Annotated in this window: 13 protein-coding genes; 11 read left to right on the top strand and 2 right to left on the bottom strand. The window is 42.5% G+C overall.

The annotated features are described in order from the left end of the window. The 6 genes from B0I27_RS08755 to B0I27_RS08730 all read left to right on the top strand — a co-directional run bounded on the left by B0I27_RS08755 (position 1) and on the right by B0I27_RS08730 (position 12,767). Positions 1-4,815: a hypothetical protein gene (locus B0I27_RS08755; protein ID WP_106292854.1), complete on the top strand. Its 4,815-nt coding sequence runs from the start codon at positions 1-3 to the stop codon at positions 4,813-4,815. A gap of 29 nt (positions 4,816-4,844) precedes the next feature. Next, positions 4,845-6,584, top strand: a complete 1,740-nt coding sequence (locus B0I27_RS08750; protein ID WP_106292853.1) for a hypothetical protein — start codon at positions 4,845-4,847, stop codon at positions 6,582-6,584. A 109-nt stretch (positions 6,585-6,693) separates the two neighbouring features. Next, positions 6,694-7,431 carry an ImuA family protein gene (locus tag B0I27_RS08745; protein ID WP_106292961.1) on the top strand — a complete coding sequence of 246 codons (738 nt, stop codon included), beginning with the start codon at positions 6,694-6,696 and terminating at the stop codon, positions 7,429-7,431. Between the two features lie 2 nt (positions 7,432-7,433). Beyond that, positions 7,434-8,939 carry a Y-family DNA polymerase gene (locus tag B0I27_RS08740; RefSeq protein ID WP_106292852.1) on the top strand — a complete coding sequence of 502 codons (1,506 nt, stop codon included), beginning with the start codon at positions 7,434-7,436 and terminating at the stop codon, positions 8,937-8,939. 8 nt (positions 8,940-8,947) lie between these two features. Continuing rightward, a complete protein-coding gene (locus B0I27_RS08735; protein ID WP_106292851.1) occupies positions 8,948-12,178 on the top strand; it encodes an error-prone DNA polymerase in 3,231 nt (1,076 codons plus the stop codon). 97 nt (positions 12,179-12,275) lie between these two features. After that, the gene (locus B0I27_RS08730; protein WP_106292850.1) at positions 12,276-12,767 is read left to right on the top strand and encodes a VOC family protein; all 492 of its coding nucleotides are present in this window, start codon (positions 12,276-12,278) and stop codon (positions 12,765-12,767) included. A 15-nt stretch (positions 12,768-12,782) separates the two neighbouring features. Here the strand turns inward: B0I27_RS08730 and B0I27_RS08725 are convergent, their stop codons facing one another. Continuing rightward, a complete protein-coding gene (locus B0I27_RS08725) occupies positions 12,783-13,919 on the bottom strand; it encodes a PAS domain S-box protein (protein ID WP_181276722.1) in 1,137 nt (378 codons plus the stop codon). 246 nt (positions 13,920-14,165) lie between these two features. Between B0I27_RS08725 and B0I27_RS08720 the strand changes: the two genes are divergently transcribed. Both B0I27_RS08720 and B0I27_RS08715 read left to right on the top strand, forming a co-directional pair. After that, the gene (locus B0I27_RS08720) at positions 14,166-14,774 is read left to right on the top strand and encodes a sugar O-acetyltransferase (RefSeq protein ID WP_106292848.1); all 609 of its coding nucleotides are present in this window, start codon (positions 14,166-14,168) and stop codon (positions 14,772-14,774) included. Positions 14,775-14,841: 67 nt separating this feature from the next. Beyond that, positions 14,842-17,922: a PAS domain-containing sensor histidine kinase gene (locus B0I27_RS08715; protein ID WP_106292847.1), complete on the top strand. Its 3,081-nt coding sequence runs from the start codon at positions 14,842-14,844 to the stop codon at positions 17,920-17,922. 4 nt (positions 17,923-17,926) lie between these two features. Here the strand turns inward: B0I27_RS08715 and B0I27_RS08710 are convergent, their stop codons facing one another. Continuing rightward, entirely contained in the window at positions 17,927-18,886 is a 960-nt protein-coding gene (locus B0I27_RS08710; protein WP_106292846.1) for a YihY/virulence factor BrkB family protein, read from the bottom strand. Positions 18,887-19,338: 452 nt separating this feature from the next. Here B0I27_RS08710 and nirB point away from each other — a divergent pair, with 452 nt between their 5' ends. From nirB to B0I27_RS08695, 3 genes are all read left to right on the top strand, one after another. Next, positions 19,339-21,849, top strand: coding sequence for a nitrite reductase large subunit NirB (nirB, locus tag B0I27_RS08705; RefSeq protein WP_106292845.1), 2,511 nt, complete (start codon positions 19,339-19,341; stop codon positions 21,847-21,849). 24 nt (positions 21,850-21,873) lie between these two features. After that, positions 21,874-22,263: a nitrite reductase small subunit NirD gene (gene nirD, locus B0I27_RS08700; protein WP_106292844.1), complete on the top strand. Its 390-nt coding sequence runs from the start codon at positions 21,874-21,876 to the stop codon at positions 22,261-22,263. Positions 22,264-22,469: 206 nt separating this feature from the next. Further along, entirely contained in the window at positions 22,470-22,883 is a 414-nt protein-coding gene (locus B0I27_RS08695) for a hypothetical protein (RefSeq protein ID WP_245925464.1), read from the top strand. The last annotated feature ends 8 nt before the right edge of the window (positions 22,884-22,891 follow it).

Here is a 22,891-nt window from a genome sequence, read left to right as displayed (position 1 = left end):
ATGCCCACTCTTGATCAAGATCTTCAGAAAATAAGAGAAGCCCGTCTGCAAATCCAAAATGCCGACAAGGAACTATATCAAAGTAAGTTAAACCGGCAAAAAGGTTCGGGTGACTCTGCTACTGCTGATTTAAGTGTTCGAAGTGAAAACTATATCAAAGCTTCTTCTGCGTTAGATAAGGCCAGGAAAGAGCTTTTTGAGCGGAACGGCTATAAGAATATAGTTGCAAATATGAGTGCAGAGGTTCCTGTTCTCTTTTTTCCTATACGGATTGAAACACGCTTTGTAAATGTTGGTAATGCCACTGAATTATGGATCAGGATCTATCCGGATGATATTCATATCCATACACACGAGTCACTTTTGACAGAAGACGAGCATTTCGCAGGAAGACAATACTGGTTGAGCTTGCTCAAAATAAATAGGGAAAATATATCGGTTGAAGATCATAAGAAGGCTGTCTGGAAGAGCTTTTCTGAAGGCAGAGGTGTACAACGGGCACTTTGGGTTGCAAAACAAACCATGCCTCTTAATTGGTCAGTGGATGTCATCCTGGAAGATGAGGCTTTACAGTTCTCCGAGGTAGGGGATACGAAGACGCATAACTGGACACAGGCTCCAAGGACCCATCTTCTTCCTGACCAGTTTGTTGTCAGCCTCTACCGGAGCGGGAAAATAGTTCATACAGAGGTTGGAGCTCCGGTTCCTGACACCGTGTTTCTTGGCCCGGATCCACTGCAAGCTAAAGAATCATTTGAGAAGAAGGATAATTCCATAGTTCTGGATGATAGTTTTGCGTGGATAACAGACTTTGATAAGGCTGTTGAAAAGGGGCTGGCAATGAAAATAAAAGTGCAGGAGCATTTTCTTAATCATGGCATGATCGAGAGAATTATAGTGATGGGTGTGTGCTCATCTGCTTCAGTACAAGAAGGGAAAGTCCTAATGGAAGAACTGATCGAAAATCATCAATACTCTGCAAAGGGTTTTAGTTTCTTACCTCAACGCAGTCCAACCAATAATACCGAAAGCTCTGGATCAGTTTACAGAAAGAATGAAAACTACCTACCAAAGGGCTATTATGAAGGTATAGATATGAATGCCTTTAATGATGCGGAAGAAGATGGGTTCAGATTTGCGACATTGCTGGGCCTTGACAAGGCTGTTCTCAAAAATGCTGATCATGCATCACAGAAGCAAGTAAAGGAAGCTTTGGCAATGAACAAGGCACTATATCCGGCAACTATAGGCTCTTTTATAGAAAATCTTGCAAAGCCTATGTTTAGTGAACAGCAAAAGAGCCAGCTCCGTGATTTTTTTACTGATTTTGTGACAGCGTCAGGACCCTTTCCTGCAATTCGCATTGGTGATCAACCTTATTCTTTTCTTGTTACGAGCGACATGGCTAAATGGGTGGATAGAGAGCCTTTTTTTGAGGGTATGACAACTGTCTTTAAGAGGCTCCAGTCTATCTGGTATGATCTTTCTGAAAAGAATGTTGCGCATATAGGGCGCGGTTCGGATCCTTCATCAACCTTGATTGATATTCTGGGCTTGGAAGCCGGATCTGTCTCTTTTATTCAAAGACTTGCGCATCTGCCTGATTTTTCATTATCCGCTACGAATGTTATAGGAAAGGCCGGAGAATTAGCCCGGAAACAAGAAACCTTACGTGGCTTTGTTAAGTCGCTTCATCCATATGGTGACAGAATGGATGTGGGTGCACTCATTACTAATCTTCATTATTATAAATTTGAGAACAAAATAAGCTTGATCAAATTAGTTGATGGTAAGACAGCTGCTGATGACAGGTTCCTGGATAAGCTTGGACCTAAGAATCTTAACTATATAGAATGGCTGTCTCAGGTGCAAAAGGAAGAAGAAATTAGTTCTCATAATCTGGGAGCAGGTCCTCCACGCTCAATCCTCTATTTACTTCTTCGCCACAGCCTTCTTCTGGAATTAGAAAAAGCTTCTAAAAAATACTATTCAAACTTAGGAGTTTCTACAGTTTCCGGATTAGAAAAAAGTTTTCTTAATGTTAGTAAAGAATTCAAGGATTTGACGAGTTGGGAACTGATAAAAGGTACACCATCGGCTATTAACGATAAAGTTTTCGAAATAAATATACCATTAGGTGACTACTTGCTCTCCAGAGGCTGGAAAGATTCAAGAAGCTTAAATGAGTTTAAAGCAGCCCTTCAATTATTGGGTAATCTCTCGACTTTAAGACTTCAATATCATCTTACGGATCACATAGACCTGTGCAGTTACCGGTTGGATAGCTGGCAGATGGGTTTATTTACCAGACGTTTGCAGCAGAACCGCCGTAAGCAACCTGAAGGTATCTATCATGGATCGTACGGATGGGTGGAGAATCTGAGGCCATCGGGAGGGAAAGTTATAGAGGTTCCCGAAGCTCTTAAACCATCAAATCAACAGCCGGTTTACAAAAATCCCCAAAATGCAGGATTTGTTCATACGCCTTCTTTAAACCATGCAACTGCTGCAGGTCTGCTTCTGGCGGGATACCAAAATCATGCAACCAGGAGTGATCCAGGGGCATTTGCCGTGAACCTTTCATCAGAAAGAGTAAGAAAAGCCCTATTTGTTATTCAGGGTATTCAGAATAACCAACGGCTTGAAGCACTCCTTGGCTACCAGTTTGAGAGAGCGCTGCACGATATTACAACAAACAACCCAGCAAATAATTTGAATCAATACATTTTATCGTTACGTGAAGAATATCCTCTTGAGTCGGCGTCAATTCCCCAGGCAGGCACAGAAGCTCAGGAAAGTGTACCTGCGTATGCAGTGGTTGACGGGCTAAAGATTGCAAATGCTACGGACGATGAATTGCTGACGGTGGTAAGTAATCAGACGCACTTGCAGCTTATTCTTATGGAAAAAAAGCGATTGGAAGACACGTTGGATGCTATAAATGATTTATTAATTACGGAAACCGCTTTTCAGGCTACTCAAGGAAAGGCAGATAGGACTGCTGCAGTGTTGAACTCCTTGAAGAACGCAGACATACCACCGGATTTGGAGTTTCATAAGACACCCCGATCTACACACTTATCTTTTACGAACAGAGTTACCATTCATTTTGATCCTAAAGCTTCGCAGCAGGTAACGGAGAGTTGGACAGCTAAACCAAGTCCTCGTTCATTAATGGAGCCGGGAATGAACCGGTGGCTGGGTGAGATAATTGGAGATCCATCCCAAATTATATCTGGCGTATCTGTTGTGGACTCAGAAGGAAATGAAACTCAAAGCACCATTGTCAGCCTTTCAGAACTGAATATTCAACCCATTGACATTATATATCTTTTGGGTACAGACCAGCAGTCAGGTATAAAACAACTCGAAAGTTATATTGAGCAGGCATTCTTAAGCAAAACAGGAACCCGCGTAGAAAGAAAATTGAAAATTGAATTCGAAACAACATTGTCTGAAGGTGAAAGGAGTCTGGCCAAAGCCATTCCGCTTATTCGTTCATTAAGGCTATTGATCACTAATGGAAGGCCTGCTTCGGCAAAACACTTTTTATCGAGGCCTAAGTCAGAAAATGAACAGCAGCGCTTTATCCCCAATTGGGATGTGGAGGAACTGATTAGTCGGCTGAATACTGTGTTCAATAGTCTGGATGCTGAATTGAAAATTATTGAAAGGCTTACGATTTCTGAACCAGGAGGTCTTATTGAAGGGCCGTCTGATCTGCTCACTCTATTCGAAGGATATTACAAAGAAGGAACTTCAATTGAAAAACTGGAGAAGGTGGTCATTCCAGAAGAAGGTATTTTGAAACTGGATGTTTTCCTTCGATCAGGCCAGAATTATGGAATAAGCACGCTTTTAAAGCCAGTAAGTAGTATGGTAACACCGGGAGAGATCGTTGATCTGCTTCACTCCGGTGCCTCGCTTTGGCATCACTACCATCAAAAGTTAGCAGTCGCGGCAAAAAAGATTGCAGCAGCCAATGAGGAACCGACGTCTGACTTGAAGATCACGCGCCTATCAGAAGCAGGCAAAGCTCTACTGGGAGATGATTTTATTATTCTTCCACAATTTAAATTCGTTGACTCTGAGAATGTGTCAAAAGTATTAAGTGATGAGGGCGCTCAGCTTTTGAAATATACCAATCGGATAAATCATACAACAACAGAACTCTCAGTGGAAACCTGGTTAGAGTCTGTAGCAAGGGTGCGTTCCTCTATGGGCAAGCTGGAGCAGGTGAGAACGATAGCAGAAGCTCAGAGTGATGCAGATATTCCATTTATTGCTGCTCAGTTTCCTTTTAATGATAAAAGCAGCTGGCTTGCAGTGGAGTTTCCTGCAACAGATGAGCAAACAGGTGAAAAATTTGATATACTCGATGATACAGTGGTAATGGCTATTCACGGATCTCAGGCCCGAAATGTCAACGAACTACAATCTGCATTGCTCATAGATGAGTGGACAGAAGCCGTTCCTAATGACAAAGAAATAAGCGGGGTTTCTTTCAACTATGATCAACCTAATGCCTCCGCACCAAATGCCATCCTTGTAGCAGTAGAGCCAACAGGCGCAGCGCAGTGGAGCTGGGATACCATGCTGGGTATAATCAGTAATACATTCGACAGAGCAAAGACCCGTGCGGTAGAACCCGCTCATATACTAGAGCATCCGGCACTTGATACGTTAATTCCAATGACTGTCGCCAATTTTGATCTTAGAGATGCTAATATCTCGCTTGATTACTTAACAGTGAATGATCACTTTATTAAGGTTATGGCAAATGCAAATCTGGAGCTCTATAAAGCCTGGAAATAGTGTTGCTGACATTTTAAAATTTAAAGAAGATGGACAAGTACCTGGCACCGCTTTCAAAAATAAAAATTGATCTTCCGAGATATGCATTGCCGGTAATCAGCAATTATAATCGGTTAGAAGGATATCCACGATCTACCCAACTGGATGATAATGTTAAAATGGAGATACGCGACCCTCTATGGACTTTATGCAGGCAATGGCAGTTTGGTGAGTTTCAAGGAGAGGATGCAGGAACGCCATGGCAAGCCAATATCCTCGGTGTCCACACTCAGCCGCAAAGTTTTGTTTATGGAAATGGTGATACTATTCCTTTTGATATTAACATTCCTCTGGAAACAGTTGTAGAACAAGAGAAAATTTCTCCAGACTTGTTTTTGCGAACACAGATGGGCCGGCATTTCTTTAAAATATTGAAGCAGAAAAACATAGGCAAGTATTTAAACATACTCGTGGAGCATTATCCTATAGTGAATGAAATGAAGGATGACGATGATGAAGGCAGGTATTTTTACAAAGGAATAGAGGGCACATATCCGGATGGATATAGAATACATCAGGAAGTAAATGACGGAAGCTTTCAACTTTTTATTCAAAACAATTCATTGATTGATCCGTCCGATCATTCTTTTTTTATTGAAGCAGGGCAATCATTCTTAGATTGGTTCAAACATTTATATCAGCAACCGGAAGGTGGACAATCGGCATGGGTGCATGAGCATCTCGAATATAACTTCAGTCTTGAAAGCCGTTATAAGGGAAACAACAGAAGATTAATTGCTGATCAATACGCCTCCGGACATTTGGACTGGAAAGATTTTGATCAGGAGGTTATTAGTGATGGAGCTAATACAGAAGATCAGCCTGCAGGTACAGAACAAGTACAAACATTTATACCCACACCTCTAACATTCGGAGGGATGCCTCATCATCGTCTTTGGCAGCTGGAAGATGCGACTACTAATTTCGGCAAGATAGATGCATCACCCACAGCCTTGCTCAATCTCTTACTTGCAGAATATGGCCTTACTTATTCAAATGACTGGTTCATACTTCCTTATGAGTTAGATATAAACACCATCTGCCAGATAAAAGGTATAGTAGTAACCGACGTTTTCGGACAGAATTCATATGTGTCTCCTGCAACTCAGGATACGGAAACAAACTGGCAGCAATTTGCTGTTTTTCATCAAACAGAGCGAGATAATGCAACAAAAAACGAAAGCCTTTTCTATATGACACCGTCCATCGGTCGATTACTAGAAGGGGATGATTTGGAGAAGGTGAATTTTATAAGAGATGAAATGTCAAATATGGTATGGGCTATTGAGCAAATAGTACCATCGGCAGCAGGAACAGGAAGAATTCTCAAAAGGACGGTTCCTTCCTTGAAAGAGTTTCAGCCAGTGGATGATGAATCTAAAATAAGATATGTTTTAGGAAACAATGTGCCCGATAACTGGATCCCTTTTATCCCTGTTCATAAAGAGGTAGGAGCATCCGGAGTTCTTCAGGAAATCAGTTTACAAAGAGCAAGAATGCCACAAGGAACAAGACCTTTAAGTTCAGTAATATCAGAAAAACAGCCTGTTTTTTTTATCGAAGAAGAAGAAGTACCCCGGGCAGGAGTGATTATTACCCGAAACTTTCAGCGTACCAGATGGCTGAATGGGAAAACTTTTTTGTGGGTTGGAAGAAGGAAGAAAGCAGGTAGGGGTGAAGGGCTAGCTAATTTGATGTTTGATCAGATACTGCCTATCGAGAGGAAATAGCTTCTTGAAGGTATCCTTATTACGCTTAAAATATTTTTCAACATTCTTTAAATGCTAATATTTTTAGCATTAGTTTTGTTTGCTGTTATTGACCATGCAGTACAAGACTATGGAAGGAAAAAAAGAATTGATTGAGAAGTTACAGAAAGACATTCTTCTTTGGCAGGGATATAAGCCTCAAGAATCTTGTACTGCGGAGCGAATAGGACTCGGAATAATGGAAACAGCTTTTCCAAACGGTGTCTTCCCAACACGGGGTATCCATGAATTTATAACTGCAATTCCTGAGCATTCTGCTGCAAGCGATGGATTTATAAGTGCCCTTCTTGCTATACTTATGAAAAACGGTGCCGGCTGCGTTTGGATTAGTACGTCACGAAAACTTTTTCCGGCATCACTTCGCACCTTTAATGTAGATCCGGAGCGAATTATTTTTATGGACGTCTCTAAAGAACAAGATGTTCTCTGGATTATGGAAGAAGCGTTAAAGTGTGATGGATTCTGTGCTGTCGTAGCTGAAATTACCTCTCTCAACTTAACCGAATCGCGCAGGCTTCAGCTCGCTGTTGAGAAGAATGGCGTGACAGGTTTTATCCTGCGGAAAGATTTACGAAAAGCAGTAAGCAATATAGCGACTGCGAGGTGGAGAATCAGTCCGCTTCCAAGTTATAACGAAGATGAAATGCCTGGCATTGGTTTCCCCAGATGGAATATTGAGCTCCTGAAGGTGCGAAATGGCAACCCGGGAAGCTGGGAACTAGAATGGGCAGGTGACCGGTTTGTAGTTATAGACCAGGAGATTAAAAAGGATAGTTCTTATTACGCAGAGCAACGGCAAATTGGATAGTGATGGGCAAGCGTTATGTATCGGTATGGTTCTGTCATTTATTAGCTGACTGGCAGGCAATCAGGCATCCTGAACTACAGGATATTCCCTTTGTATTGGTGATGGCGGACCACGGTCGGATAATCGTCACAGCAGTTAGTCAACAAGCGCAGAAGCAGGGTGTTGAGGCGGGGATGCGTGCTGCTGATGCAAAAGCCATTTGCCCGGGACTGCAAGTCATTAATGAAAAGCCAGGAAGAGCTTTAAAATTACTTCAGGCTTTAGGAGAATGGTTTATCAGATATACTCCAACAGTTGCGGTTGATGAATTTTCATCAGAAGGATTGATTATGGAGGTTAGCGGATGTCCGCATTTGTGGGGCGGAGAGCGGGAATACCTGCAGGATATTAAGACACATTTAAAGGCAAAGGGCTATACTGTTCGCTTAGCCATTGCCGATACCATAGGAGCTGCATGGGCGGTATCTCGTTTTGGGAAAGTCACACCTTTGATTTCTCCGGGAACTCATACAGAAGCCTTGCTTTCTCTTCCTCCTGAAGCGTTACGAATAGAAAAATCAACTGTAGCCAAGCTTCAAAAACTGGGTTTTTATCAGATCAAAAGTTTTATAGGAATGCCTCGGTCTGTATTACGAAGGCGCTTTGGGGAAAGCTTTCTTACAAGGCTTGCTCAGGCATTAGGTACACAGAATGAAGCCATGTGTCCAATTACCGTACCCCTGGATTTTCAGGAAAGATTACCTTGCCTGGAGCCTATCAAAACTCGTAAAGGTATTGAGATGGGTATAAATAAATTGCTTGAATGTTTATGTCTCAGCCTGGAAAAGGATGGGAAAGGCTTACGCACCGGAGTATTAACATGTTATAGGGTTGACGGCAAGATAATTAAGGTTGACATCGGAACGAATGCTCCTACACATAGTGTCAGTCATTTGTTCAAGCTTTTTGAGCTGAAGATTGATCAGATTCGTCCGGCACTGGGTATTGAGCTCTTTATTCTGGCTGCCACGAAGGTTGAGGATCTTGTGGCGCCACAAGAGGTTCTATGGGACGGGAATCCTGGTTTAAATGATAGAAGTGTGATCCGACTTTTGGATAAAGTAGCAGGCAAGGTTGGGGCGCATGTTATACACCGCTATCTGCCGGATACACGATATTGGCCTGAGCGTTCAGTGAAAGACGCCGGTTCTATTTCTGAAAAAGCCTCTACTCCATGGCGTACTGATAAACCCAGACCTACAGAGTTGCTCAGACATCCGGAGCCGATAGAGGTGATGGCTCTGATCCCTGACCATCCACCAAAGTTTTTTGTTTATAAAGCTGTGCGTCATCAGGTTGTTAAAGCGGATGGGCCGGAAAGGATAGAGCGGGAGTGGTGGCTGGATGTCGGAGAACACCGCGACTACTACCAGGTTGAAGATCAATATGGGCAACGCTACTGGTTATTTCGGTCTGGACACTATTTTAATGAACAGCCTCAATGGTACATTCACGGCTTTTTTGCATAAGGTATGTTATGGAATATAGTGAATTACAGATAACTTCAAACTTTAGCTTTCTTCGAGGAGCTTCTCATCCGGAAGAGCTTGTAGAGCAGGCAGTAGCTTTTGGATATAAAAAACTAGCCATTACAGACCGTAATACACTGGCCGGAATTGTAAGGGCGCATGTTGTTGCCAGAGATAAGGGTATTGAAATTATACCTGCATGCCGTTTGGACCTGCTTGACGGCCCATCTTTACTTGCCTACCCTACAGATAAAGAGGCTTATAGTCGTTTGTCTGCACTTCTTAGCAAAGGTAATTTGCGTGCTGAAAAGGGAAAATGTTCTTTATACAGGCAAGATGTTTACGGTCATGCGGAAGGTATCATTTTTACAGCAGTGACGCCAAAAGCACTTAATCGTCAGTTTAAGTTTGAGGAGCCTTTTATTGATTCTATAAGAGAATATCGGGAAGCATTTGGAAAGTGGCTGTACTTGTCGGCAACCCGATCTTACCTGGGGGATGATGATAAACGAATATTTCGTATCAGACAACTATCCGACCAATATCATATACCCGTTGTTGCGACGAACGATGTGCACTACCATCATTCTTCCCGTAGGGAATTGCAGGATGTATTAATGTGTATACGTGAGAAATGTACTATTCAGGAGGCAGGCTTTCGTTTGTTCCAGAACTCAGAACGGTATCTGAAACCTGTTGAGGAGATGCACCGGCTGTTCAGACATTTTCCTGAAGCTATACAAAATACGTTAGTTATTTCTGAAGCTTGTAGATTTTCTCTTCAGGAGCTTAAATATATTTATCCGGCAGATATTAAACAGAGTGGAAGATCTCCACAGGAGGAGCTTGAATACCTGACCTGGGAAGGGGCACGGGAAATTTACGGAGAGAGAATTCCGGAAAAAGTAGTCAACATGGTTAACTACGAGATGGAGCTTGTTAAGAAGATGGACTACGCAAATTATTTTCTCTTTGTGGAAGACATTGTTAGGGAAGCACGAAAGAGGGGAATTCTTTGTCAGGGGCGTGGTTCTGCTGCCAATTCGGCAATCTGTTTCTGTCTGGGTATTACTTCTGTCGATCCAACAAAATTTGATCTGTTATTTGAACGTTTTATTTCTCCGGAGCGTAATGAGCCGCCAGACATTGATGTAGACTTTGAACATGAGAGGAGAGAAGAGATTATTCAATATGTCTACAATAAATATGGCAGGGAACGGGCCGCTATTGTGGCAACGGTTACACAGCAGCACCAAAAAGGAGCTATCCGGGATGTAGGAAAGGCTATGGGCCTCTCAGTGGACACTGTGAATCGTCTTTCTGGTTCCATATGGGAGTTTACCAACGAATGGTTTGAGGGTAAGCGTGTAACCGAACAGGGTTTAAATCCGGATGATCCGCACTTGAAAAAGACGCTTGAGCTTACCGCTCAAATGATGGGATTTCCACGACAGTTAGGACAGCATACAGGGGGATTTGTGGTTACACAAGGTAAGCTGACGGACTTATGTCCTATCCTGAATGCTCGTATGGAAGACAGGACAAATATTGAATGGAATAAAGATGATATTGATGCTCTTGGGTTTTTGAAAGTGGATCTGTTATCACTAGGAATGCTCACCTGTATCCGGAAGGCATTTGATTTTTGCAGGAAGCACTATGGTAAGAGCTTTACGTTGGCAAATATTCCTCAAGATGATGAGAAGGTATATGAAATGATCTGTGATGCCGATACAATAGGGGTTTTTCAGATAGAAAGTCGCGCGCAGATGTCCATGCTGCCCAGGCTTAAGCCCAAGTGTTTTTATGATCTTGTTATTGAGGTAGCGATTGTGCGTCCGGGACCTATTCAGGGGGATATGGTTCATCCTTATTTAAGAAGGCGGGAGCTTAAAGAACCAGTAGAATACCCTTCTCCGGAATTAGAGGAAATTTTATGGAGAACATTAGGCATTCCACTGTTTCAGGAGCAGGCCATGAAGATTGCTATGGTAGCTGCAGGTTTTTCGGGAGCGGAAGCAGACGGTTTACGTCGCAGTATGGCTACTTTTAAATTTAAAGGGCTGGTCAATCAGTATGAGGAGAAGCTCATCAACGGTATGTTAGCTAACGGTTATTCAGAAGAATTTGCAAAGCGAATATTTAAACAGCTGGAAGGCTTTGGGAGTTATGGTTTTCCGGAAAGTCACGCTGCCAGTTTCGCTCTGTTGGTTTATGTTTCTTCCTATTTGAAATGCCACTATCCCGATGCTTTTGCAGCAGCGCTATTGAACAGTATGCCTATGGGTTTTTATCAGCCGGCACAGGTTGTTATTGACGCGAAAAATCATGAAGTCGAGGTCAGGTCTCCCGACATTAACCATTCGTCCTGGGATAATCTGCTTGAAGAGAAAGCCGGTAAGTATTATGCAATAAGGTTAGGTTTCAGACAAGTTAAGGGTCTGCGGGAGGATGAGATGAATGTGCTGGTAGCAAAACGGGGGGTAGGTTATACGAGCATTACAGCATTAAGGGATGTCGGTATCTCTATTGGAATGTTGGAACGCTTAGCGGATGCTGATGCTTTCAGGTCGATTGGTTTAGATCGCAGAAAAGCATTATGGGAAGTGTCGGCCTTACAGGATATGCCTGTTGAGATTTTTAAAGGCCAACCCTCAGAAAGTATTTTGGAAACTCAGGTTGAGCTTCCATTAATGACACCGGGTGAACATGTGGTTCAGGACTATGCAACAGTTGGTTTGTCTTTAAAGGCTCATCCCGTTAGTTTTGTCCGGCAACAACTGGACATGCTCCGCATTTTATCTACCCGGGTAATTAATAACGACATTCAAGATGGTCAATTGGTAAAGGTAGCTGGTCTTGTACTGGTACGTCAGCGGCCGGGTACAGCCGGGGGAGTTTGCTTTATTACCATAGAAGATGAAACCGGCTTTACCAATCTTGTTGTTTTTGAAAAGCTTTTTGAGACTTATCGGAAAGAGATATTGCAGGCGCGTTTGCTCATGGTAGAAGGTAAACTTCAACGAGAGGGAAAGGTCGTGCATGTGACTGTCAGGAAGTGTTATGATCTGACGAAATTACTGAGTAAGCTGGTGCAACAAAGGCAGGATGATTTACCGGTACTAACAACGTCCAGAGCTGACGAAAAGAATGCTCCTTACCCCACACATAATAAACGAACACAAATACGTGAACAGATACCCGAGGATGCGTTTCACGGAGGTAGAAATTTCCGATAGTTAAGGCTTAGTTAAATGAAGATTTTATAAATAAAAGTTGATTAGATTTGTGTATACAGCTTCAACTTCTATTATAATAAATAAAAATAAGTTACCTATGGAACCATATAAAATACCTGCTCAGACACGAATAGGACATGTTCATCTAAAAGTGGCGGACTTAGACCGTTCGTTAGGTTTTTATCGCGACTTGTTGGGCTTCGAGGTTACGATGATGTATGGCAGTCAGGCAGTCTTTATTTCCGCAGGAGGATACCATCATCATATAGGCTTGAATACATGGCAGAGCAAGGGCGCTGGCCCTGCTGATCCCCGAAGCGTAGGATTGTATCATACAGCGATTGTTTACCCTTCAAGAAAAGACCTTGCTTTAATTTTCAATCGACTTTATACTTCAAACTATCCCTTAACCGGAGCAAGCGATCACGGTGTTTCGGAAGCGATATATCTGAATGATCCTGATGGTAATGGAGTTGAGTTGTATTGGGATAGACCAATAGAGTTATGGCCTAAGCAGAGCGACGGCTCTCTGGATATGTACACCAAAGCGCTGGATATTGAAGATCTTCTAAGAGAAATTAACGAGTGATATGGGTTAGCATATTTAATTTCTTATCTTTTTAGCTATATCTTTTGTTATGGTGTCGAGCTCTTTTGCACAAGCTCCGATTAGTTTGTGAATCTCTTGGATTTCTTGAGGTTGATTCATATCGTTGCTTATATCTACAAGGCTGATAATGGATGCCACTGGTTTTCTAAACGCGTGAGAATTAGTCCAGGCAATTTTTCTCAGCATCTTATTTTGCTCTCTTATTTTCTCGTCAATCGCTTTCCTTTCCGTTATGATATTCTGGATGGATATGTAGCGAATGATCTGGTTATTTCTGTCATAAATAGGAGAGAACGACATATCAACCCAATACTCTTCACCTTCTTTGGTGTAATTCAGGATTTCAAAATTTTTAAACTTATCTTGCTTTAACGATTCCATCATTTCTGCATGAGTGGAGGGATCTGTCTTCGGTCCGTGCAAGAAATGTGGATTTTTACCCTCAATTTCTTTAAGCTCATAACCTGTATGTTTCACAAACGCTTTATTGACCCAAATTATCCGGCCTATTGAATCGGTGATTATAGCCAGATTATTTATTCTATCAATTACTTCAGCAAGCCGTCTTTTTTCTTCCAACGTTTCATTTAGCTGAAGGATGTGTAATTCAAGAAGTTTTTTGTTTTCTTGTTCGACTGCATAGAGTTCCTTAAGCTTTCGTTCCTGTATCACTTGTATGGTAATATCCTGGGCGATCACCATTACACATTCTTTGTCTCTGAATCTGATCTTTGTTGATGTTATATGTACAGTAATGGTTTCGCCGTTTCTTTTTATATGTTCCCAGAATCCTGATGATTTGTAAGCTTCTGCAGGCATTTGTCCAGCGGAAATCCTGGTTTTTAAATGCATCTTCTCGTCGCGAATGTCAAGGATCGTCATACCCAAAAACTCTTTGCGCGTATATCCGTAGTGATCTTCTGCAGCTTTATTGACCTCCATGAATATCAAAGTGTTACGGTCATATATCCATATGGGCAAAGGGCTATCCTTGAATATGTTTCGGTACTCATTCGCATAATGTAGCTGAGATCGACGATGCTTTTTAAATGCATGATATAGAGAAAGGGATGTGACAGTCACTAGCACTATTTCTAGAAAGGTTTCCACAATGGTTGACTGTATATGCATTTTGGCAGAGATAAATCTAATACCGTTTTCGTGTACCACTAACCATGAGATCAATATCAACACATTGACTACTATTATTTTTTCCGGATTAAGCTTCATGTTATGTATGGCGAGTGTTGTGTAAACAGATCTCCATCGGCTTTAAAGATAAGAAGTGATTTCTGTAATTTGTACAGTGAATCCTCTCTCTTAAATAAACGACAATTCTGATATATAATTTAAATATGTTATCTCAGTTATATACATATGAATCAGAAAGAAAGAATGTTAAAAGGTCTGCCCTATAAAGCATGGTTAGACGGGCTTCCCGAGGAGCAGCTGGAAAATAAAAAGCGAATTTATGAATATAATCTCCTGAAGCCTGACGAAACAGAGGCTATAGAAAAAGCACTCAGAAATATTTTGGGTGATGCGGGGAAAAACGTTCATATGTTAGCACCTTTTCATTGTGATTATGGGAAAAATATAGAAGTGGGCGACAACTTTTGGGCTAATTTTAATTGCGTTATTCTGGATGTGGCAAAAGTGCGGATTGGCAATAACGTCATGTTCGGACCTAATGTATCTTTATTTACTGCAGGGCATCCAGTACACCCAGAGTCAAGAAATTCCGGTTATGAGTACGGGATGGAAATCCATATCGGCAATAATGTATGGATAGGAGGCAATACAGTAGTGAATCCGGGAGTGCGAATTGGAGACAACGCTGTAATCGGATCCGGGAGCGTAGTGACACGCGATATTCCCGATAATGTAATTGCGGCCGGAAACCCGTGTCGGGTATTGAGGCCGATAACTGCAGAGGACAGGCATTACTATTTTCGAAACAAACAATTTGACGTTAAAGATTATTAACACGAAAAGAAAATACGTTTATTTGCTGTTGCATTGAAGCGCTCGTACCATTTATCTATTACATATCGTGTCAACATATAAATTCCTTGAGGGTGGTGCCAAAACCGGCGCACTCCTGCGTTCCACTGATTGGTCACAGACTTCCCTTGGTACGCCGGATCTTTGGCCAGAGAGTTTGAAAATGTCTGTCAGCATCAGCCTCAACTCTGGTTTTCCTATCGCAATTTATTGGGGAACTGATCATACCATCTTGTATAACGATGCTTACAGCTCCATACCCGGCGATAAACATCCCTGGGCACTGGGGAAGCCAGGAGCAGTTGCCTGGTCAGAAATTTGGGATGTGCTGGACGAAGAGTTTAAGCGAGTTCTCTACTCCGGCGATTCTATACGAAGACCTGACGCTTTATTGCTGATGAATCGTTTTGGCTATATCGAAGAGTGTTATTTTGACTATACTTTGTCGCCGATCATCGGAATTGAAGGAGAAATAGGAGGAGTGTTTAATGCGGTTGTTGAGACTACATACAGAGTAATTAATGACCGGAGAAATATGGTGCTGCAACGCTTCCTGGCAGAGTTAGATACCCCTGAAAGTGTCGCCTCTGGGTTGAGGACTGCATTTGATATTTTGGTTGACTCCCGGGAGGATATTCCATTTAGTTTGATCTATACCTATCTGGAAGGTCAGCAGGGAGATCTCCATCTGGCCGGTTATACCGGAATTTCGAGGGAGAATGCCCAAGCTTCCCGCTGGCCGTCAGTTGCTGATATTATTGAAGCGGATGGCATACATCTTCAGTCCTTGCAGGATCACCTTAACGAGCCTGTAGCCAGCGTTTGGAGTGAAGAATACTGTTGCGAGGTTTTTGTTGTACCAATAAGTAAAGGAAACAAGGTCGGAGGGGTTTTGATTGCAGGAGTGTCTCCCAGAAAGAAATTGGATCAGGACTACACCCTTTTTATCAAGACCGTAGGGATGAATATCGGCACTCTGTTAAACAACGGCTACGCTTTCGAACAAAGTGGGCTGTTGCAGAGGGAACAGGCCCTTAATGAGGAACTTGCAGCCGCTAATGAAGAATTAAGTGCTATTAATGAAGCTCTGCAACAAACTCAACAAAACCTGAGTGATCTTAATGAGGAACTTGAAGAACGGGTCGCAAACAGAACACTGGCCTTGTCGATAAGCGAGGCTGAGCAGCAAGCATTAAACGAAGAGTTAACATCAACGAATGAGGAGCTTGTTACTATTAATGAGCAACTTGAACATTCACAGCAAGATCTTCAGGAGATGGTTCGGCGGGTAGCTGAAAGCGAGTCAAGAATTCGCTTTATGGTAGCCGATGCTCCAGTGGCTATAAGTGTGGTAAGCGGTCGCGCATTGCTGATTGAGTCGGCAAACCGTAAGATACTTGAAGTGTGGGGTAAAACAGAGGACATTATCGGCCGGTATTTGAAGGATGCTTTGCCTGAAATTCAGGATCAGTCGTTCTTGCAGATACTGGACGATGTATATATGAGTGGCCAATCTTACTACGGCAACGAAATCATGGCCCGATTGGTTAGAAATGGCGTTTGGGAAGAGGTGTACTTCAACTTTGTCTATCATCCTATGAAAGACCAAACGGGCAATACGTTAAGTATCATGATCGTGGCTACAGAAGTTACCGAGCAGGTACTATCGAGGCGCCTTGTTGAAGCTAGCGAAACGCGTTTTCGATTTCTTTTAAATACCATACCTCAGCAGGTGTGGACCGGAAGAGCAGACGGAACGCTCGATTATGTAAACGAAATTGTGGCGAATGACTTCGGCTATGAAGCTAATGAAGTTGTAAGTTTCGGCTGGGAGAAATTTATTCATCCAGAAGACTTGAGCGAGGCAATGGATGCATGGCGATCAGCTTTAGCATCAGCTGAAGTGTATCAGGCCGAGTTTAGATTGCTATTTCGTGACGGTAATTATAGGTGGCATTTAGCCAGAGCTCTTCCACTTATTGAAGATGGAGAAGTCAAGCTATGGATGGGCACTAATACCAATATTGAAATGCAGAAAGACAACGAACGCCGGAAAGATGAATTCTTGTCTATCGCTAGCCATGAGCTCAAAACACCCCTTACCAGTATTAAAGCGTTTAACCAATTGATGAAGCGCACAACAGACGAGGGTAAACTGAATGGCTTCGTGCAAAAATCATCAGATCATATTCAACGACTTGAGAAGCTTATAAGTGATCTTCTTGACGTCAGTAAGATTAATGCAGGAAAGCTGAATTACTCAATGAGTCCGTTTTCTTTTGCCAAAATGTTGCGTGATAGCATTGAAACCGTTCAGCATACGAGTTCATCGCATGAAATTATTCTTGAGACAGTAGAGGATATAGAGTATACCGGTGATCAGTTCCGATTGGAGCAGGTGATGAACAATATATTAACCAATGCTGTGAAGTACTCACCCGATGGAGAGAAAATCGTCGTGAATAGTCGCATAGAGCAAGGGAATATTGTGGTTTCCGTTCAAGACTTTGGCATTGGTATAAAGCGAACAGATTTGAATCGGCTATTTGATCGGTATTATAGGGTTGACAACACGGCCATGCGTTTCGAAGGTTTGGGTCTGGGTTTGTTCATATCTTCTGAAATACTAAAAAGGCATAAAGGGAGTTTCTGGATAGAGAGCGAAATTAACAAGGGTTCGGTATTTTACTTCATGCTTCCCATTGATAGGGATTCGGCACTTCAATGTCATAACCAAACAGACCGCTATTATAAAAATGAGAAAGTAACTATTGTCTACAATGCCAGTAAGCATCGGCTTGAGGTGGACTGGACGGGCTATCAAAATATGGAATCCGTGAAGCATGGATGCCTGCAAATGTTGGAAATGCTGAAGGTAAACAAGTGCTGCAAGGTTATTAACGATAACACCAACGTATCCGGAACCTGGTCTGAAGCATCTGAATGGGCAGGTAAAGAATGGCTTCATCTTATGGAGCAAGCGGGCTTGCGATATTTTGCCTGGATTTTTTCCCCGAGCGCATTTGCGCAATTATCTGCACGTAAGGTGGTTGATATGATGGAAGCAAACGTCGTTACGCACTTTTTCAACAGTACTCAGGAAGCGGAAGATTGGATTGACAGGTTTTAACCTGTTATTCCTGTTTCGATCTGTCCTGAGGTGGTAGCACGTCTACTTCCTTTTCCGTTTCTTTCTGCTCAACATGGACGGCGTAATCAGCAGGTTCTATCCGCGCGCCGGTAAATTGGGCATAGGACTGAGTGAATTCTGCGCCGAAATAAAGGATCGCGGCAGTATAATATACCCACAAAAGAATCACGATGAGGGAGCCTGCAGCACCATATGCTGAACCTGTACTCGTTTTTTCTATATAAATCCCGATAACTATTCGGCCGAGCATAAATAACAAAGCGGTAAATATTGCTCCGGCTCTCACTTCTTTCCAGCTTATTTTGACGTCGGGCAGTACTTTGAAGATAACTCCAAATAGAATAGTAATTACAATAAAGCTAATCGCGGCGTTTATTATATTGAAGATCACAACTGTTACATCGGGAAGAAGACTTTTCAAATTGTCGCTAAGGGCCAGCAGCATGCCGTTTACCATCAATGATACAATCAAAAGAAACCCTATACTTACGATCAGGGAGGATGATAGCAGTCGATCTTTGATGAGTTTTACCCATCCTCTTTTGGGTTTGGCTTTCACCTTCCAAATGGTGTTTATTGAATCCTGCATCTCGCCAAAAACGGTCGTTGCGCCCACTAGCAACGTGATGAATCCTATTATAACAGAAAAGGTCGTTTGTCCGGATTTTTCCAAATTTTTAATCATATCCTCTACTTGCTTAGCGGCCTGGTTCCCTACTAAACCGTTGATCTCTGAGAAAACTTGTCCCTGAATAGCTTCCTTTCCCAAAAATACACCTGCCAGTGAAATAATCAGTAGGAGAAGAGGGGCAAGCGAGAATATCGTATAATATGCAAGAGACGCACTCAGTTTCATAGCCTTATCATCAGAGAACCCTGCGACGGCACCTTTCATGATGGTAAGTCCATCTTTGAATCTTTGTTTGCTGAATATGTTGCTCATAGTAAATCGTTGAAGTCATCAAGTAGGCTATTAACATCGGCCGCAAATTAATTGTTTACTGAGGAGAAATTTAAGTTGTATGCCTCCCATTGAGTGATATCGTTGTGAGGTAATTTTAAGTATTTTCGGTTTTTTTAGATTTTATGCCTGTTTTTTCTTGTCTTTTTACATTTCAAAGCTAAAATATCTTGGTTTTTTGACTTTTATGCTTTTAGTATTGACTATTTATTTATCTTTTATATTGTATTGTTGGTTTTTATGTTATAAAGTGAGTATTATTTATGTTTATACTGATAGTTTATGATAAAAATCATATTTTATTCTGTTATTTCTATTGTAAAAAGCTATATTAGTATTGTAATTGTAATAATAACTTGACTTTATCGCAATTTTCTCAACATTATGGTTGAAATGCTGAAAATTAACTGAATGGTTCGGATAAAATATTAGATATGAAAGCACCAATAATAGTCGTTATCGGAAACGGGATGGTCGGATTCAAATTTTGTGAAAAGATCAGAAGCCGAAATAGTTCTTTTAAGATCGTAGTTTTCGGAGAGGAGCCTCGGAGAGCCTATGACCGTGTCCATTTGAGTGAATATTTTAGCGGAAAGTCTGCTGATGATCTTTCGCTATCATCCGCACAGTGGTACGAGGATAACGACATTACTCTCTATCTTAACGAATCGGTAACAGAGATAGACAGGTCTAATAAAATTGTTCATTCTGGCAGTGTCTTAAGTGTTCGATATGATTATTTAATACTAGCGACCGGATCATCGGCGTTTGTTCCTGACATTCCCGGAATTGAGAAAGAGGGCGTATTCGTTTATAGAACGATAGATGACCTGGACTTAATTAAAAGCTACACCCGCAATGCCAAGGTAGGTGCCGTAATGGGTGGTGGCCTTTTAGGCCTCGAAGCCGCCAAGGCATTAATGGATCTAAATCTTGAAAAAACCCATGTGGTTGAGTTCGCTCCCCGTCTGATGCCCAGGCAGATTGATAGCGCCGGAAGCGAAATGCTACAATCGAAGTTAAAACGCCTTGGACTCGAGATCCATCTAAGCAAATCAACCCGCGCTATAGAAGGAGACCAGGCTATTTCATCGCTTAAGTTTAACGATGATACGGATCTTGCTATTGATATATTAGTGATATCTGCCGGAATCCGCCCAAGGGACGAGTTGGCGAGGTTATCGGGACTGGAAGTCGGTTTACGCGGAGGCGTTCTGGTAAATGGAAAGATGCAAACCAGCGACCCCAATATTTTCGCCATTGGCGAATGTGCTCTATATGATCAAATGATCTATGGCTTGATTGCTCCCGGATATGAAATGGCCGAGGTGGTTGCCTCTCATCTATGTGGCGGTGATAAGTCGTTCAGAGGCTTCGATATGAGTACCAAGCTGAAGTTGATAGGGGTGGATGTGGCAAGCTTTGGAGACCCATTTATCGCGGAACCGGATTGTCGCACGATAGTTTTTGAAGACACCCATAAGGGTACTTATAAACGTATCAACATAAGCAATGACGGCAAGTTGCTTCTTGGAGGGATCCTAATTGGCGATGCATCAAGCTATAACATGCTGCTGCAAACTGTGAATAATCGCATGGCCTTGCCGCCAAATCCGGAAGACCTGATCCTTGGTGCCGGACGTACGGGCGAACCTGTTGGTATGGGCGTCGCGTCTCTCCCTGCTGATGCACTAATTTGCAGCTGTGAAGGTGTCAGCAAAGGTGCAATCTGCGAGTCAGTATCAGAAGACGGCTGTGAAACGGTTGATGCTATAAAAAAATGTACGAAGGCGGGTACAGGATGCGGCGGATGCGTACCGATGATCAAAGATCTGATGGTACATACCATGAAGTCGAACGGGAAATTTGTTCGCAATGTGATATGTGAACATTTTAACTACAGCCGGCAGGAACTTTTCGATCTCATTAAGATTCATGAATTAAAGAGCTATGATGATATACTCGATGCAGTAGGCAAAGGTGACGGATGTGAGGTATGCAAACCTCTGGTCTCTTCCCTTTTGGCTAGCATTTGGAACGAGATGATATTAAAAAGGGGTAATGATGTCGCTCAGGACAGTAACGATCGCTTTCTGGCTAATATCCAGAAAGGGGGTACCTATTCTGTGGTTCCCCGTATCCCCGGTGGGGAGATCACTCCGGATAAGCTAATGGTTATCGCTACTGTTGCCAAAAAATATGATTTATATACCAAAATAACCGGTGGACAGCGAATTGATATGTTTGGCGCTCATCTCAGTGATCTTCCGTTCATTTGGGAGGAGCTTATAGCGGCCGGCTTTGAAAGCGGGCATGCGTATGGTAAAGGATTGAGGACTGTGAAAAGCTGCGTGGGTAGTACATGGTGCCGGTTCGGACTGCACGACAGCGTCAGTTTCGCCATACGCATAGAAGAGCGTTACCGGGGGCTGAGGGCTCCTCATAAATTCAAGTCGGCTGTTAGCGGGTGTATTCGCGAATGTGCAGAGGCGCAAAGTAAAGACTTTGGAATTATCGCAACTGAAAAAGGTTGGAATCTTTACGTTTGCGGAAATGGTGGCAGCAAGCCTCAGCACGCCCTTCTTCTGGCATCTGACATTGATAGTGACACTTGTATCCGATATATCGACCGATTCCTGATGTTTTATATCCAAACGGCTGATCCCTTGACAAGGACGGCTACCTGGCTGAATAAAATGGAAGGTGGGATTGAGTATCTGCGGAATGTGATTCTGAACGATAGCTTAAGCATGGCTGAAGCCTGGGAAATGCAAATGGAAGAACTTCTTAAAGCATACGAGTGCGAATGGAAACACGCGGTCGAGACTCCTGAAATCAGAAAGAGATTTAATCATTTTGTTAACGCTCCCGGGGAGAAGGATACGTCGGTCACCTTCGAAGAAATGCGTAATCAAAAGAAGGCAGCAGAGTGGACGGTTGTCTGAATTTTTTATCAAAAACTTATAACTATGGAACTATTAAGAAGCTGGTTTGCAGCGTGCAGAGTTGAAGATGCACTTGAAAATGGCGGTGTATGTGTAAAAGCAGGGGATGAACAGATTGCACTTTTTTATTTCAAACGTCGCAATGAGTGGTATGCGACACAAAATGAGTGTCCACATAAAAAGCAAATGGCACTTAGCCGCGGAATGATCGGATCGTGCCATGATGAGCCAAAGATCGCCTGTCCGTTTCATAAAAAGACCTTTTCGCTTAGCACCGGAGAGTGTTTGAGCGGAGACGAGTGCGCTATCAGAACCTACCCGGTTAAGGTAGAGAACGGTTTTGTTTATATCGGAATTAATAGCGAACAGATGTCTGCTAATTCAGTGTATTCTGGTACGGGCGTAGGAGGGTAGCATTCCAAAATTGTCATCTCGTCCGGTATTAGGTTCGCCGATTCTGCCAGCTTGAGCGACTGGTGGTTATCTGATCAACCAATAGTAATTTTCTTTAAATTTAATTGGCTGCTGTTTCTCACAGGTGCAGCAATTTTCTATACATTTGGCAAAAAGAAGGACAGTATCTGCTCGACTTCTCTTAGTTAACCTTAACCTATTCTTAAATGACAACAAAAAATTTCAAGGCTTTACTTTGCCTCGCCTTCGCGCTCGCCGCTTCGCAAATTTATGCCCAGACCAATGTAACTGGAGCAACACTAAAACCTGCATTATGGGACGGTTTCATTGTTGCCGGATATGTTGACAACGGTGCATATGTTAATTTCGGTGGTCCAAGTATAAAATACACTCGGAAGCCTGTCGTTCTTAGCCTTGGAATGCTGCCCAGTTTAAAAATCAAGGAAGACAAAGTTGCGGAAGGCAGTCCGGCGAATTCTACCATCGTCCCATCTCTGGGTGTAGGTTTTACGGCGTCGTACAAACATCTTGCTGTTCAGATTCCGTTATATTATACAAACAAAACCGCTGCAAAAGATGGTAAATGGCATCCAGGATTTGGCCTCGGGTACAAGTTCTAAGGGCAAAA

This window comes from Arcticibacter pallidicorallinus (assembly GCF_003002875.1).
GTDB classification, from domain to species: Bacteria; Bacteroidota; Bacteroidia; order Sphingobacteriales; family Sphingobacteriaceae; genus Arcticibacter; species Arcticibacter pallidicorallinus.
Note: the sequence above shows the minus strand (reverse complement) of the source record. Positions and strands in the feature narration are given on the sequence as shown.